The sequence below is a fragment of the Photobacterium sp. GB-210 genome (assembly GCF_003026075.1).
Taxonomy (GTDB): domain Bacteria; phylum Pseudomonadota; class Gammaproteobacteria; order Enterobacterales; family Vibrionaceae; genus Photobacterium.
In genome coordinates this window covers 182,312-196,860 of sequence record NZ_PYNU01000002.1, presented here as the reverse complement: position 1 = coordinate 196,860, position 14,549 = coordinate 182,312, and the positions used below count along the sequence as shown (strand labels likewise).

Below are 14,549 nucleotides of genomic sequence, written 5' to 3'. Positions count from 1 at the left end.
GCATAGAAAAAACACCACAAAAAATATGTATTCATGAACATTTAATAAAAATAAATTCATTTATGTAATACACTTCAAATTATCGTACCCCTTTATTTTGGTAAATTGACCATAATAAATATGATAAAAATACTATTTCAGTAGGAAAAACAAAGAAAAAGAGATGCATTTGACTCATTTTGTTATACAATTGCTCATCATAAGCGTTCAATAATGACTTTTTTATGAAACTTGACGATCTAAACTTATTCCGCATGGTTGTGGAAAATGGCAGTTATACCGCTGCATCTAGAAAAACCCAGGTACCAGTTGCGACACTGACACGTCGAATTCAAGCACTTGAAGAAGGCCTTAATATTCGCCTGCTTAATCGTCATGCCCGTAAACTGTCACTTACTGAAGCCGGTCAAAAGTTCTATCATGACTGTGCGCCTTTACTACAACAGTTACTTGATACGACTGAACATATTAGTGAAGAGTGTAAAGGTGCAGCGGGCAAGCTACGTATTGCCGCACCAACCAATATTACCAAGGTAATGCTTCAACCTTTATTGAATGCCTTTATGTTGGAACATCCAGCAATTAGCATTCAGCTATATATGAGCAATGAGCCAGATCAACTTGATCCGACGGACTGGGATGTTATGTTCCGTATTGGTCCTCAACGAGATTCAACACTGATCGCTCGTCGTATCAATGAAGTAAAAGATATTCTTGTTGCTAGCCCTGAATATTTAAAGAAAAACCCAGAGCCTAAACATGCTCAAGATCTTCACGACCATGTTTTACTGAAGGGTAATCCTTTACTACGCTGGCGTCTAAACAACCACAACGGCGAAACGGTTACGATTAATGAACGAGGTCGCTTTGAAGCAAGCGAACTTAACGTCGTACGTAAAGCGTGTTGTGCAGGCTTAGGGATCACGTTAATGCCTGATGTTATGCTGGAAAAATACATTACAGCTGGTGAGGTGACTCAAGTACTTAAAAACTGGTCAGCAAACCCACGTGATGTATATTTGATTTATAATCACCGTGATTACCAACCAGAAAAATTACGTCTATTTATTGATTTTGCAAGTCACTACTTTGACTTAGAAAAACACTAAAAACATTTATTAATAACGTAATATTTTAGAAAAATGCCATATTAGCCATTAATATGGCATTTTGTTTTTATCCTGTTAAGAACAATCACCCACATAAAAAAAACATACAGTTACAAACCTTGCCCTCCCCCAAAAACCAAGAATGGCGTACTCTTTCCGCATCTCAGTTTTCTCATGATCTCAAGTCTTGTAGAACTGACTTATTCTGTATATTTACTTAATACTGCCGTCCCCATTAATGCGCATCCATAAAGAGCGTGGATTTATTTATGCATGCTCAATTGTTACTGCAGGACAGGCGATTATCACATCGCCAGTGATCTTATAGAGTCATGGTTTGGGGCCTGAGTTTATCCATAAAAAAGCCGGAGTTTTACACTCCGGCTTATAACTCTATTTGCTCACATATAAGACTTAAATGCCTTCGTTATGTAACTCTAAATTAGCTAAATCTTGCTGAATCTCACGCTGCTTTTTCGAGTCATCACTGCGTAGTGAATCTAAATACTCTAAGTACTTTTGGTTCACATCACCGGTTACGTAATTACCATTAAACACAGACGTTTCAAATAATTTAATTTCAGGGTTTCCTTCAGCGACGGCATCAACAAGATCTTGTAAATCTTGGAAAATAAGACCATCGGCACCGATAATATTTGAAATTTCATCCACTTCGCGACCATGAGCAATTAACTCATTAGCGCTTGGCATATCAATACCATAGACATTAGGGAAACGAATTTCAGGTGCTGCTGATGCTAAGTAAACTTTCTTCGCACCTGCCTCTCTTGCCATTTCGATTATCTGCTCTGATGTGGTACCACGAACAATAGAGTCATCGACTAACAGTACATTTTTATCTTTAAATTCAGAGCGAATGGCATTGAGTTTACGACGCACAGACTTACGACGCATTTGTTGCCCTGGCATGATAAACGTACGGCCCACATAACGGTTTTTAACAAAGCCTTGGCGATAAGGTTTATCTAACGTACGTGCAATTTCTAGCGCACTGTCGCAAGAAGTTTCTGGAATAGGAATAACAACATCGATATCAATATCTGCCCATTCTCGTTTAATCTTTTCACCCAGCTTGGTGCCCATCGCTAAACGCGCGCCATAAACAGAGACTTTATCAATAAATGAATCAGGACGAGCAAAATAAACAAACTCAAATACACATGGATTTAACTGTGGATTATCGGCACATTGCTGAGTAAATAATTGCCCATCAAAAGTGATGTAAACGGCTTCACCAGGCGCAATATCACGGACAAAATCAAAACCAACCGCATCAAGTGCCACTGATTCTGAAGCTACCATGTATTCGGCTTTACCTTGTTCTTCACGCTTACCAATACATAAAGGGCGAATACCATTTGGATCACGAAATGCAATTAAGCCATGACCGATAACCATAGCAACAACCGCATACGCACCTTTTACAATTCGGTGAACTTCACTGATTGCTTTAAAAATTTCCTCAGGGCTAATAGGATAACTTGGACAATGCTCAAGTTGATTTGCCAGAATATTCAGTAAAATCTCAGAATCTGAGGTTGTATTGACATGACGTTTAGCTTGCTCAAATAAGGTCTCACGAATATCTGCTGCGTTGGTTAAATTACCATTATGAGCCAGTGAAATACCGTAAGGAGAATTAACATAAAACGGTTGGGCTTCTGATGCACTAGAGCTACCCGCAGTTGGATAACGCACGTGTCCGATACCTACATTACCTTGTAAGCGTTGCATGTGTTTAGCTTCAAAGACATCACGCACTAAACCATTCGCTTTACGCAGACGGAAACGATTGCTTTCTAAGGTACAAATACCCGCAGCATCTTGGCCGCGATGTTGCAGCACAGTAAGTGCATCATAGATAGACTGGTTTACCGGGGTTGAGCCCACGATTCCAACAATACCACACATTTCCAAAATCCTCGTCGTGCATAAAAATACAGTTACCAAATCGAATAAATTTGGTAACTGCTATTAATTTGGCGCTATTTCATGTTAGGTAAGAAGCTTGAACTGTGTTTGATATAGGAAAAAAACCATTCAATGACAACGCCAAACTGTGGGATGAGTTTTGACTGTTTCCACCAATCAGCACTTGCAAACCCTGTAAAGGCATCGAGAAAGAACAATACTGCCGCAACAATTAACACGCCGCGAACCCCACCAAAAACTACGCCCAAAACTCTATCAGTACCAGATAACCCTGTTTTCTGTACTAACTGACCAATAACATAGTTAACTACCGCGCCAACAATCAGCGTTGCGATAAATAAAACGGCAATAGCGCTACCGTTGCGAAGCATTTCATCATGAAAGTTTGTAAAGTAAACCGCAAGCTGTGGGTAGAAATTACTCGCCACAAAAAACGCAGTAAACCAGATAACTAATGAAAGTGCTTCTTTAACAAAACCACGGATTAAACTTACCAAAGCGGAAAAGCCAATCACGGCTAAAATTACATAATCAATCCAGATCATCATGTGTATTTCGTCTTGTTGATGCGTATTCTAACAGAAAAAATGAAGACGCAAACGTTTACTTAAGGTTTTATTGGGCTAAATTGATACAATTTACCACTTAACCCGGTTAATTTTTTCAAGTCATCAATCTTAGCCAAAAGCTTATCTTTTGAAAGATCTGGTCCCACAACAACTTTTACATACTGACCCGGTTGCGCATCTTTAGGTAATAAATGTGCTTGGTAACCATTTAAACGCAACTTCGCCACCAGTGCGCTGGCATTCTTAAAATTACCAAACGTCCCTAATTGGATCATCCAGCCACTATTTTTTAAACCTTGCTCAGACACAACTGCAGGCTCTGGCTTTACAACAGGTTTCGGGGTTACGACAGTTTTTGGTTGCTCAACGGGCACAACAGGCTGTTCAGGTTGAGGTGCTTTGTCTTCTTCAACGGTATAGGTTTCATTATTATCACCTGATGATGTTGAAACCGTATCTTTACCATTATCCACTGTTACTGTGACAGGATCTTTAGGTAGCTCCGAATTTACCGTTTCAGGGTTAGGTATTTGAGTAAACTCCTTTTGATCACCCATTTTAGGCTGCAACGGAATGCTTTCGAACTGCTCTTTATAGTGCTGTTTTTGCCCATCAAAAAGATCAGGAAGAAAAATCACGCCAACGGTTACCAAAATAATGGTACCAATCAGTCGATTTTGAAATTGGCTAGCCACATGGACTCCTATACTATTTAACCACTTTATAATAAAAGTGTTTTTCACTCATTAACGTAAATGACTCGTTATTTGCCCGACAGTGTAAAACGAGCCAAAGACGATTACCATATCATCTCGGTTAGCTTGTGTTAGCGCTTGGTCAAATGCAGCCTCTGGCTTATCAAAACCCATACAATCTGGTGGTAAATACTGCAATATTTCATCGGCAGTCGCCGCTCTTGGGCCCGTTAAAGAAGCGGGATACCAGTGATCTACTACATCTTTCATCATTGCGATAGTCGACGCGATATCTTTATCGTGAAGCATCGCAACGACAGCATGAATATGCTTCTTACCTTCTTTTTGTTTAATTCGGTTTAATTGCTGAGCGAAATACTCGGCTGAATGGGGATTATGTGCGACATCCATAATGATCAATGGATCATCACTCACACGCTGCATACGTCCTGGTAATTGAGCTTTACTTAAACCTTGAATAATATTCTCTTCCGAGATATCAAGCTCTGCCGTTCCTAAAGCCATTAATGCTGTGGCTGCATTAGGGAGCGGTAAATTAGGTAGTGGCAAGTGAGATAAATCAAATGCACCACACTGCCAGTTCCAATGGTCATCGGCTACTTGATAATCAAATTGATAACCAACTTGATGTAATTCTGCGCCAATATCATCCGCGTGAGCAGGAACCGTAGCTGGCGGATGAGGTTGGCCGCAAATAGCCGGTTTACCTGAGCGGAAAATACCTGCTTTTTCATGACCAATTACGTCTATATTATCACCAAGCCAATCGACATGATCGATTGCAAGACTGGTGATCACGCTAACATCATGATCAACAATATTAGTGGCATCTAATCGCCCACCGAGGCCTACTTCCAGTACAACAACATCCACTTTATGTGTTTTAAATAGTGTTAACGCAGCAAGCGTACCAAATTCAAATAAGCTTAAACTTATATCACCACGCGCTGCTTCAACGCTTGCAAATGCTTTGCTATGTTCACTGTCATCGAGCTCTTTATTATTGATACGAACACGTTCGTTATAACGTACAAGGTGGGGAGAACTATAAACACCAACCTTATAACCCGCTTCAATTAAGATAGCTTCTAGCATGGCACAGGTTGAACCTTTACCATTAGTACCCGCAACAGTAATAACACAAGGCGCAGGTTTAAGAAGATTTGCTTTTTCACCCACAGCTTTAACGCGATCTAATCCAAGATCGATTGCACTGGTATGTAATTGCTCAAGATATTTCAGCCATGTTGAAAGCGAGGCTGTCGCTTGTGGTGCAGTCAATCCTGACATGAGAAATCATTCACTTGTTTATAAATTACTTGAGCCATAATTTACCATCGAATCTTAAATAACTTAAACCTATGACGATATAAATTCGATTAAACGCCACGTTAATGGCAATAGCGCTATTACATACTCAAAAAAAAAACCGCCTAGCGATTAGCTAAACGGCTTCTATATTCATCAATCAATATAATCAATTAGGTGTTTTCTGAATCTTCAGCTTGGACAGTAGCCTCAACAGACTCTGGCTTACTATCGACAGAAACAACTAACGGTGATGCTTGGTTGGTCATTTTGGCAACAAGACCTGCAACACGCTGACGCATTTCACGGCGATCAACAATCATATCAATCGCACCATGTTCAAGGAGGAACTCACTACGTTGGAAGCCTTCTGGTAGCTTCTCACGTACGGTTTGCTCAATAACACGTTGACCTGCAAAACCGATCAGTGCTTTGGGTTCACCAATATTGATGTCACCAAGCATTGCAAGGGATGCTGATACCCCACCCATAGTTGGATCGGTTAACACAGAGAAGAAAGGTAAGCCTTTCGCTGATAAACGCTCTAACGCCGCACTGGTTTTTGCCATTTGCATCAGTGACATCAACGCTTCTTGCATACGTGCACCGCCACTTGCAGAGAAGCAGATCAATGGGCAGTTATTTTCAATTGCCGCATCCACTGCTCGTACAAATTTAGCACCAACGACAGAGCCCATTGAACCGCCCATAAAAGAGAATTCAAAAGCACATGCAACAATAGGTAGACCTAAGACTTCCCCTTTCATTGCGATTAATGCATCTTTTTCACCCGTGGCTTTTTGCGCGCTATACAAACGATCTTTGTACTTTTTAGAATCGCGGAATTTAAGCTTATCTTGCGGCTCTAGCTCTGCGGCAATCTCAACTTGCGTATCAGCGTCTAAGAAAGTTTCAAGACGACGACGTGCTTTCATACGCATGTGATGATCACACTTAGGGCACACCTCTAGATTGCGCTCAAGATCTGCATGGTACAGTACTTGATCACAAGAGGTACATTTCGTCCAAACGCCCTCAGGAATCGACACTTTTCGTGAAGAGACAATGTTGCTTTTAGTTAGAATCTTTTCAAGCCAGCTCATGAATGACCTTTATTCTTTAATGCTTCCGCCGTCAATGGCCGAAGATACAAATTCATTGGATAACGATCAGAGATTAAAACACAATCTTACTAATCTGTAGATAAAAAACTGGTACTACCTTATCAAGCTAACCCTTGTAACTCAATCAGCTAAGAATAACGGACCTAATGGTACACGCGGTAAATTGTGCTCTTTCGGGTAATCAACATCAACCAAATACAAGCCTTCAGCTTTGGCTGTTGCTCCTGCTAATGTGCGATTTTTTTGCGCAAGTAGCCACTCAATCCACTCTGGTTTTTCTTCACCTTTGCCGACTTTAATTAAGCTACCTGTGATGTTACGTACCATATGGTGAACAAACGCATTCGCTTTGATATCAATGATCACAAAGTCGCCTTGGCGAGTGACATTCAGGTGCATTAAATTACGCCATGGGCTTCGAGATTGACAGTGAACCGCGCGGAAAGACGTAAAATCATTTTCACCCAGTAAGTACTGACCAGCCTCATGCATTTTTTTCTCATCAAGATGGCCGTGATAATGGCTAACACCATTACCTAAAATAGCGGGACGTAAGGCGTTATTAAAAATGATGTAACGATAACGGCGTGCTGTCGCAGTAAAACGAGCATGAAAATCCTCATTCACTTCTGTCGCCCAACGTACCGCAATATCTTTAGGAAGATGAGCATTAGCGCCCATCGTCCACGCCACCATTTTGCGATCAATATTAATATCGAAGTGAACAACCTGCCCCGTGCCATGAACGCCAGCATCAGTTCGTCCAGCACAGAAGACTTCTACTGGTTGATTGGCGACTTTAGAGAGAGCTTTTTCCAAACGCTCTTGTACGCTATCTACATCACGTTGGCGTTGCCAGCCATAATACTTAGCACCATCGTACTCTACACCTAAAGCTATTCGCATAATTTATTCAACTTCGATTAATCAAACCTATGTAAACCACTAACACGTAATTTACGAAACTGTTCCGAATTATAAGTAATTCACAAGATAAGGGAAAGAATAGCGCGATAGGGATAACATAATGCAGCAAGTAAAAATAAAAAAGCACGATAGAATTATCTCTACCGTGCTTGTTCTATCTTAAACAAGAGTGATGTTACAACTTCAAAAGCAATCTTTTGGCTTCTGCTTGAAGATCTTGTTCAGCATTTTTCGCAATATCCTCTAATAAACCAACAGCACCTTCGCTATCATTCATTTCTAAATAAGCTTTAGCCAAATCAAGTTTACTTGCATACTCACCATTAGTATCAACATCATAGTCACCAATACTGGCTAACATATCAGGGTACTCGTCAAGCCCTACCTCTAAATTTAAAGGATTGGTATCGGGATCAACTTGCTGATGCGATGGGTCATCTTTCATTAATTCATCAATACTAATATAAGATGGTTTTTCAGCTATAGATTGTTCAGCCAGTAACTCACTGGTTGCTACGCTTTCCAGATCATTGGTATGTAATGAGAAGTCAGACTCTAACGAAACAGACTTCACGTCGTCTTTTACCAAATGCGGTTGTTGTGTCCAATCTTCTTGAGCTAACTCAGGCTCAGATACCGAGGTTTGCCATACTTTAGCATCATCATCAGACATCTCATCGTCAAAAGTATAATCTGCTTCTAACTCATCTTCTGTTTGCGTTAATAATCCATCACGTTCACCGTCTTCTAAACCCAGCCCAGAGCGATCCACTTGCTGTTTGGGTAATTCATCCATTAATAATGGTTCAGTCTCAACATCAGTCGTGTTGTCACTAACCTCTTGTGGCTGTATTGACTGAGATGGGCCTTCATTATCTGCATTATCATTTAATGAATCATCAAACAGTAATGCATCCATATCAAGACCTGCAGAATCAACCATGGTTTGATCCAACTGATCTAATACAACTGGCTTCTCTGTTACCTCAATAGGCTCTTCATTGGGTAAACGTAAACCTTGTTCAATTTCATATTGCTCAAGCTCATGTTGTTCATCCAATGAAGCTTGCAGCGCTTCACCTTCATCAAACTCTGGAATGGTCGTTGGATCGAGTTTTTCAAAAGGATAAACATCCCTTTGAGCGGTATCAAATGGCGATACTTCATTTTCACTAGCAACCGTTGATGCTGGTAACGATGACTCATCAGGTAATTCAGGAGCGGTTTCAGCAACAAAATCTACTGTATTTTCAGGAGATAATTCAGATTTAGGTGAATACTTATCTGCAGCTTCCGCGGCTTGCTGCAATTGACGAATAACATTATCAAGTGCGATTTGCTCATCAATGTCGTTATTAAGTTCTGTTTCGTCAAAAGGCTCAGCATCAGGATCATCCAATGCCGCTTGTTCATCAAATTCAGGTAAATCATCGAGTGATAATACGTCTTGATGAACAGCATCTTCTTGTGGTGATTCATACACATCATCAGCAAATGCTTTTAATGCATCCTCTTCATCAAAAGAAGGAAGATCGTCTACATTTAGCGGTTCATGTTGCTCTGCTGCAACATGACTCGCTAATGCATCTTGCTCATCTAGTTCACGTTCAAGATCTGAAACGGTTAATGGCTTAACATCACTGTCTAGCGATTGACGATAAAAGTCTTCGTCTAAAACATCATCTAAGATCTCATCGAATTTCTGTTCACTACTTGGCGATAAGGTTTGCAGCTCTTCAGTATTTTGTGACTCAAGGACTTCTTTCGATGGCGTATCGCGAGTGTCACTCGCAAATTCAGACGTGAAAACATCATTCGGTGCTTCTTCACTAGGCAATTCAGTTACAACTTCAGACCCTAATATATCAGGCTCTAAAGTATCAGCATTGCTTTCATCAGTAAGAGATATGTCTTTTTCCTGTTGAGCATATTTTTCAACATCACTTTCAGGATTAATAACATCCTGTGATTTCTGCTCTAGATCAGAAGCGAATGATGGCAATTCGATAATTTCATCAAGATGTTGATTCTCATTATTAGGAGCATCTTGTTCATCGACTGCTGCTAACTGCTCAGATAAAATTTCATCTAATAATTCAGTACTGGATTCATCAATTGCAATGTGATCTTGTTTTGATGAGATATCAGCATCATTGTCTTTTAATAATTCATCAAGCAATTCAGTACTATCTTCAGCCACTTCTATCGTTGAATCAGATTGTTCCGGTTCATCTTCATCTAAGATCAACTCATCAAGCAATGCTGTACTGTCTTCAGCCACTTCTATCGTTGAATCAGACTGTTCCGGTTCATCTTCATCTAAGATCAACTCATCAAGTAATGCGGTACTGTCTTCTTCAAGTTCAATATCACTACTTAATTCATCATCTTCTACTAACTCATCAAGTAATGCAGTACTACCTTCTTCAAAAACACGTTCATCATCTTGTGTTTCATCCGTCAGTTCATCTGAAACAGTTTGATCTAATTCAGGTAAATCAGCACCAAAGCTACCAAATAATGCATCCAATTCATCTTGGTCAATATTCTCAGAGGCTTTAACTTCAACATCTTTTGACTCATCATTAATTTCAGACGTAGCGCGGTCTTGGCTTTGCTCTTCTGCTTGTTGCAAAATTTCATCTAATAACGATTGCTCTAACAAGCCATTATCTAACTCTTCATCTTCGTTATCTGCTGGCAATGGCTTAACATCGTCATTATCACTAAGATCAAAGTCATCCTGAGATAAATCAAAATCATCGAGACTATTTTCAGAATCTTCATTTTTCGCTGATTCATTGAGAGATTTCTCCCACATTAACGCTAAGGCTTCATCTGAACTTGGCTCGCTCTCATTATCCATTTCATCAAGAGCACGCTCCATGTCTTCTAAACCAATAGCATCATCACCTTTAACTGAAATACTACTACTTAAGTTATTTTCAAAAGCTTCATCAAATTCAATATCATTAACAACTGCTGATTCAGTCTTCGTATCAGCGTCATCGCTAAATTCAGTAACAGACTCTTTTACCTCTTCTTTCTCATTTTTAGTTGACGGATCATTTTTATCATCAATATCTAACGTAAAGTCAGGCTCATTGAATAGATCATCATCCGCAAACAGGTCATCTAGGTCATCTGAAGTATCAAGAGCTTGCTCATCACCATCAATAGGAGGGATGACAACAGGTGCCGTTTCAGCAGCTGAAGCCTCTGGAGCATTTAATGATTTCACCTCATCTTGCTCTTCTTCTTTACGACGCAATAAGAAGAATGCCAGCAATGCAGCAAGTAAACCGCCAGGAATAATACCAGCAGCAGCTAATGCCCAAGGGTTATTAGCCAGTGAATCAAACCAGGTTGAAGTAGGTGGTGTCACAGGTTGTGGCGCATTTTGAAGTTGTTTTTGTTGCTCTAAGAAAGTCAGCAGTTCTTGGCGTACATCATCGCTATCTTTAACTTGATCTTTTAATGCATCAACTTCTTGTTGCATTTCCGCTAAGCGTAAACGAAGCATGTGGTTGCTTTCCACCAGCTTTGTCATTTGCTCATCTGTCATCGCTTTTTGCTGTTCTGATAATTCAGGCTTGGCAGGAATAGCCGTATTTACTACATTATCAACATCAGCAACTTCAACGTTTTCAGTTTTAGGCGTTTCAGAAATATTCGCGGTTGATTCAGCTGGTGTCGCTGCACTAATCACAGCAGCAGTTGTTGCTACCGCTACCGCTTTCTCTATTGTTTTTGCTGGAACATTTGTTGTTGAGTTAGCCGTTTCATCAACTACCGCCACAGGCTTTACAACTGGCTCTGCGGGCTGTGTGCTTTTTACGTCTTTTTTCGCTGCTTGCTCTGCTTGTATTTTTTGTAGTTCTTCAGGCTTGGGCTTTAATTTTACAACACGTTTTTGACTAGCTGGCTTTGCTTTAATATAGGGTGCACGTCTTTTATCCGCTTCTAATTGACGACGGATCAAGCTCTCTTTCTCGTTCTTAACCTGGCTTAATGTTGGCATAACCAAGGTACTACCAGGGATCAATCCATGAATATTGCTGTTTTCAAATGCTTGTGGATTAACGTGATAAATAGCACCGATAACTTGGTATACAGATACTGAAGCATTAGGACGATTTCGAGATGCGATTGACCACAAGGTTTCTTTTTCACCTGTAGGGCCATAACGACGAGTAGAAAGTGGTGCGGTGTTTGACTGCGAAATTGAACGCAGATCAGGTGTATCAATACCTCGGCTCGCTTGCGAATAGGATCCATCCTCATTCGACGGGCCAATAATCCGAACAGTATTCGCATTCACCACAGGCAAATAAGAAGAAATGGTAACGAAAGCTACCGGTACAATAAAGCGCTTTACTATCTTAGGGATATCAGACACTGCCTGCGTTCCTCTCTGGCAGAGATAAATAAGCCGAAAACGTTAATTCAATGAACGCATTTCGAAACAATACGAGTTGCTTATATGTTCTACAAACTACACATATAACGACAACATAAAGAAAATCTTAAGGTTGTTATGGCTAATTTTTGCTAGCTGACGATGTATGTCAAGTGACTACTTAGGGTTTTACCAGCAAGATCATGGAAATGAGAAAGGAGCAATCTCTTGCTCCTTTTTTTATTTCTTTTACAAATATTCTTCAATTAGCTTTTCAGCAATCTGGATACTATTTGTTGCCGCACCTTTACGAACGTTATCAGCTACAACCCACATATTCAGACCACATGGGTGGCTTATATCTTCACGGATACGACCTACCATCACGTGATCTTTACCTACTGAATCTGTTACCTGTGTTGGGTAATCAGTACCATGGAAGACTTCAATACCATCAGTATTTTCAAGTAGATTAATCGCATCTTCGATAACAACAGGTTGATGCGTTTCTACATGCACCGCTTCTGCATGACCAAAGAAAGCAGAAACACGCACACAAGTTGGATTAACACGAATACTTGAATCACCAAGAATTTTTTGTGTTTCCCACACCATTTTCATTTCTTCTTTGGTGTAACCGTTATCCATAAACTCATCGATATGAGGTATGCAGTTAAATGCAATTTGCTTGTCATAAGTACTGTTTTCAGCTGGCAAACCATTTAGCAATTTTGCTGTTTGACCGGCAAGCTCATCAATTCCCTTACGACCAGAGCCAGATACCGATTGATAAGTCGCAACATTAATACGATCAATACCATAAGCATCTTGAATTGGCTTAAGAGCAACTAACATTTGAATCGTAGAGCAATTGGGATTTGCAATAATATTACGGTTGCGGTAATCAGCAATCGCTTCAGGGTTTACTTCAGGGATCACTAACGGAACATCATACTCATAACGGAATTCAGATGTGTTATCGATAACCACTACACCAAAATCTGTGGCAATAGGCGCCCAATGACGTGATGCTTCAGCGCCTGCTGAAAACAAAGCAATTTGAACTTGGCCCCAATCGAAATCTTCCACGTTCTTCACACGGATTGATTTACCTTTAAAACGTAACACTTTGCCAGAGCTACGATCACTTGCCAGCAAGTAAAGATTGCGAACAGGAAAATTACGCTCTTCTAGCACCTCGACCATAGCTTCGCCGACAGCACCTGTTGCGCCTAGTATTGCGATATCATATTCCTGACTCATTGAGTGACCTCTACTACTGTAAAACCTAATTTAGCCAGCGACTCTACCTCAAAATCGGCCTTGCCTGCTACTGTAATTGCACTATATTCACGGCGATCCCAGTAGTTTTTTCGCATCATATCAAAAGCAGTGGCCATTTTGCTGTTATCGTCACCAGCTAGCTGCATTTGACGACGGAACATACCGTCATCTTTACGTACATCATACACCAATTGGGTAAGGCTAAATAAACTTGCCTCGTCCCATTGACGACTTAATTCAACTTGAGGAATTGGCGCAACAGGCAATAGTTCACTCGCATCTACCTGCTTATCAACACCTAGAAACTCACAAAAGCGGTTGAAAACCATGGTTGTTCCACGCGCTTTACCTTCAAGCCCATATCCAGCCACATGCGGTGTCGCAAAAGCTAAATACGGTAGTAGCTCTAAATCCACCAAGGGCTCTTGCTCAAACACATCAAGTACTGCTGTAAGTGCCTTCCCTGTACCATTATGAGAAGCCACTAAGGCCGCTTTTAAAGCACTATTATCAACAATAGGACCACGTGCCGCATTAATTAAAATAGCATTGGGTTTTAATGCATTAAGAAAAGCGTCGTTGACTAAGTGATGAGTTGGAAACTCGACATCACGAGTTAACGGGGTATGGGTTGTGATGACATCACACTCAGCAAGTAGCGTTTCAACTGAATCAAATTGACGCTCATCGCCTTCCGCTTGCTTTAATGGATCGTTAAGCAGATAACGAATACCTAATGCATCTAAACATTTCGCCAAATATGAGCCAACATTACCAGCGCCAATGATCCCAACAGTGCGATCAAAAATAGAAAAGCCTTGTTGCTGGCCTAATACCATTAAGCTACTCAGTACGTACTCGGCAACACCCACTTTGTTACAGCCTGGTGCTGCTGTGAAAGTAATACCACGCTCAGCTAATAGCGGTTGATCAACATGATCTTGTCCTGCTGTTGCAGTTCCCACAAATTTTAACTTATCGGCTTTTTCTAACAGACTGTTATTAACTTTGGTCACCGAGCGGATCATCAGGGCATCAATCCCTACCAAATCATCAGCCGTTAAATTTCGACCTGGTTTGGCGATGACCTCACCAAGCTCACTAAACAACGCCAACGCATACGGCATATTTTCATCAATAAGGATTTTCATTTCGGCTTC

Annotated in this window: 10 protein-coding genes; 1 reads left to right on the top strand and 9 read right to left on the bottom strand. The window is 40.6% G+C overall.

The window, feature by feature from the left end:
* Nucleotides 1-224 precede the first annotated feature (224 nt).
* Complete coding sequence (locus C9J38_RS04560; protein ID WP_107206063.1) at nt 225-1,109, top strand: LysR family transcriptional regulator; 885 nt, start codon at nt 225-227, stop codon at nt 1,107-1,109.
* Between the two features lie 414 nt (nt 1,110-1,523).
* Here C9J38_RS04560 and purF read toward each other — a convergent pair whose 3' ends face one another.
* From purF to C9J38_RS04510, 9 genes are all read right to left on the bottom strand, one after another.
* Nucleotides 1,524-3,041, bottom strand: a complete 1,518-nt coding sequence (gene purF / locus C9J38_RS04550) for an amidophosphoribosyltransferase (protein ID WP_107206062.1) — start codon at nt 3,039-3,041, stop codon at nt 1,524-1,526.
* A gap of 74 nt (nt 3,042-3,115) precedes the next feature.
* Nucleotides 3,116-3,607, bottom strand: a complete 492-nt coding sequence (gene cvpA / locus C9J38_RS04545) for a colicin V production protein (RefSeq protein WP_006646399.1) — start codon at nt 3,605-3,607, stop codon at nt 3,116-3,118.
* A gap of 62 nt (nt 3,608-3,669) precedes the next feature.
* On the bottom strand, nt 3,670-4,326 hold the full coding sequence (gene dedD, locus C9J38_RS04540; protein WP_107206061.1) for a cell division protein DedD: 657 nt from the start codon (nt 4,324-4,326) through the stop codon (nt 3,670-3,672).
* Nucleotides 4,327-4,377: 51 nt separating this feature from the next.
* Nucleotides 4,378-5,637: a bifunctional tetrahydrofolate synthase/dihydrofolate synthase gene (gene folC, locus C9J38_RS04535; protein ID WP_107206060.1), complete on the bottom strand. Its 1,260-nt coding sequence runs from the start codon at nt 5,635-5,637 to the stop codon at nt 4,378-4,380.
* A gap of 191 nt (nt 5,638-5,828) precedes the next feature.
* Nucleotides 5,829-6,758 carry an acetyl-CoA carboxylase, carboxyltransferase subunit beta gene (gene accD, locus C9J38_RS04530; RefSeq protein ID WP_107206059.1) on the bottom strand — a complete coding sequence of 310 codons (930 nt, stop codon included), beginning with the start codon at nt 6,756-6,758 and terminating at the stop codon, nt 5,829-5,831.
* A 141-nt stretch (nt 6,759-6,899) separates the two neighbouring features.
* Nucleotides 6,900-7,685, bottom strand: coding sequence for a tRNA pseudouridine(38-40) synthase TruA (gene truA, locus C9J38_RS04525; protein WP_107206058.1), 786 nt, complete (start codon nt 7,683-7,685; stop codon nt 6,900-6,902).
* Nucleotides 7,686-7,881: 196 nt separating this feature from the next.
* Entirely contained in the window at nt 7,882-12,105 is a 4,224-nt protein-coding gene (locus C9J38_RS04520; RefSeq protein ID WP_107206057.1) for a FimV/HubP family polar landmark protein, read from the bottom strand.
* Between the two features lie 249 nt (nt 12,106-12,354).
* Nucleotides 12,355-13,368 (bottom strand): aspartate-semialdehyde dehydrogenase, encoded by a 1,014-nt coding sequence (locus tag C9J38_RS04515; RefSeq protein WP_107206056.1) that lies wholly within the window; start codon nt 13,366-13,368, stop codon nt 12,355-12,357.
* On the bottom strand, nt 13,365-14,540 hold the full coding sequence (locus C9J38_RS04510; RefSeq protein ID WP_107206055.1) for a 4-phosphoerythronate dehydrogenase: 1,176 nt from the start codon (nt 14,538-14,540) through the stop codon (nt 13,365-13,367). The genes C9J38_RS04515 and C9J38_RS04510 overlap by 4 nt, the downstream gene beginning before the upstream one ends.
* Between the last annotated feature and the right edge of the window lie 9 nt (nt 14,541-14,549).

What these genes read in the sequence shown, in the direction of transcription:
- C9J38_RS04560 (WP_107206063.1), top strand. Translation starts at nt 225, where the DNA reads ATGAAACTTGACGATCTAAACTTATTCCGCATGGTTGTGGAAAATGGC.
- purF (WP_107206062.1), bottom strand. Translation starts at nt 3,041, where the DNA reads ATGTGTGGTATTGTTGGAATCGTGGGCTCAACCCCGGTAAACCAGTCT.
- cvpA (WP_006646399.1), bottom strand. Translation starts at nt 3,607, where the DNA reads ATGATCTGGATTGATTATGTAATTTTAGCCGTGATTGGCTTTTCCGCT.
- folC (WP_107206060.1), bottom strand. Translation starts at nt 5,637, where the DNA reads ATGTCAGGATTGACTGCACCACAAGCGACAGCCTCGCTTTCAACATGG.
- accD (WP_107206059.1), bottom strand. Translation starts at nt 6,758, where the DNA reads ATGAGCTGGCTTGAAAAGATTCTAACTAAAAGCAACATTGTCTCTTCA.
- truA (WP_107206058.1), bottom strand. Translation starts at nt 7,685, where the DNA reads ATGCGAATAGCTTTAGGTGTAGAGTACGATGGTGCTAAGTATTATGGC.
- C9J38_RS04515 (WP_107206056.1), bottom strand. Translation starts at nt 13,368, where the DNA reads ATGAGTCAGGAATATGATATCGCAATACTAGGCGCAACAGGTGCTGTC.
- C9J38_RS04510 (WP_107206055.1), bottom strand. Translation starts at nt 14,540, where the DNA reads ATGAAAATCCTTATTGATGAAAATATGCCGTATGCGTTGGCGTTGTTT.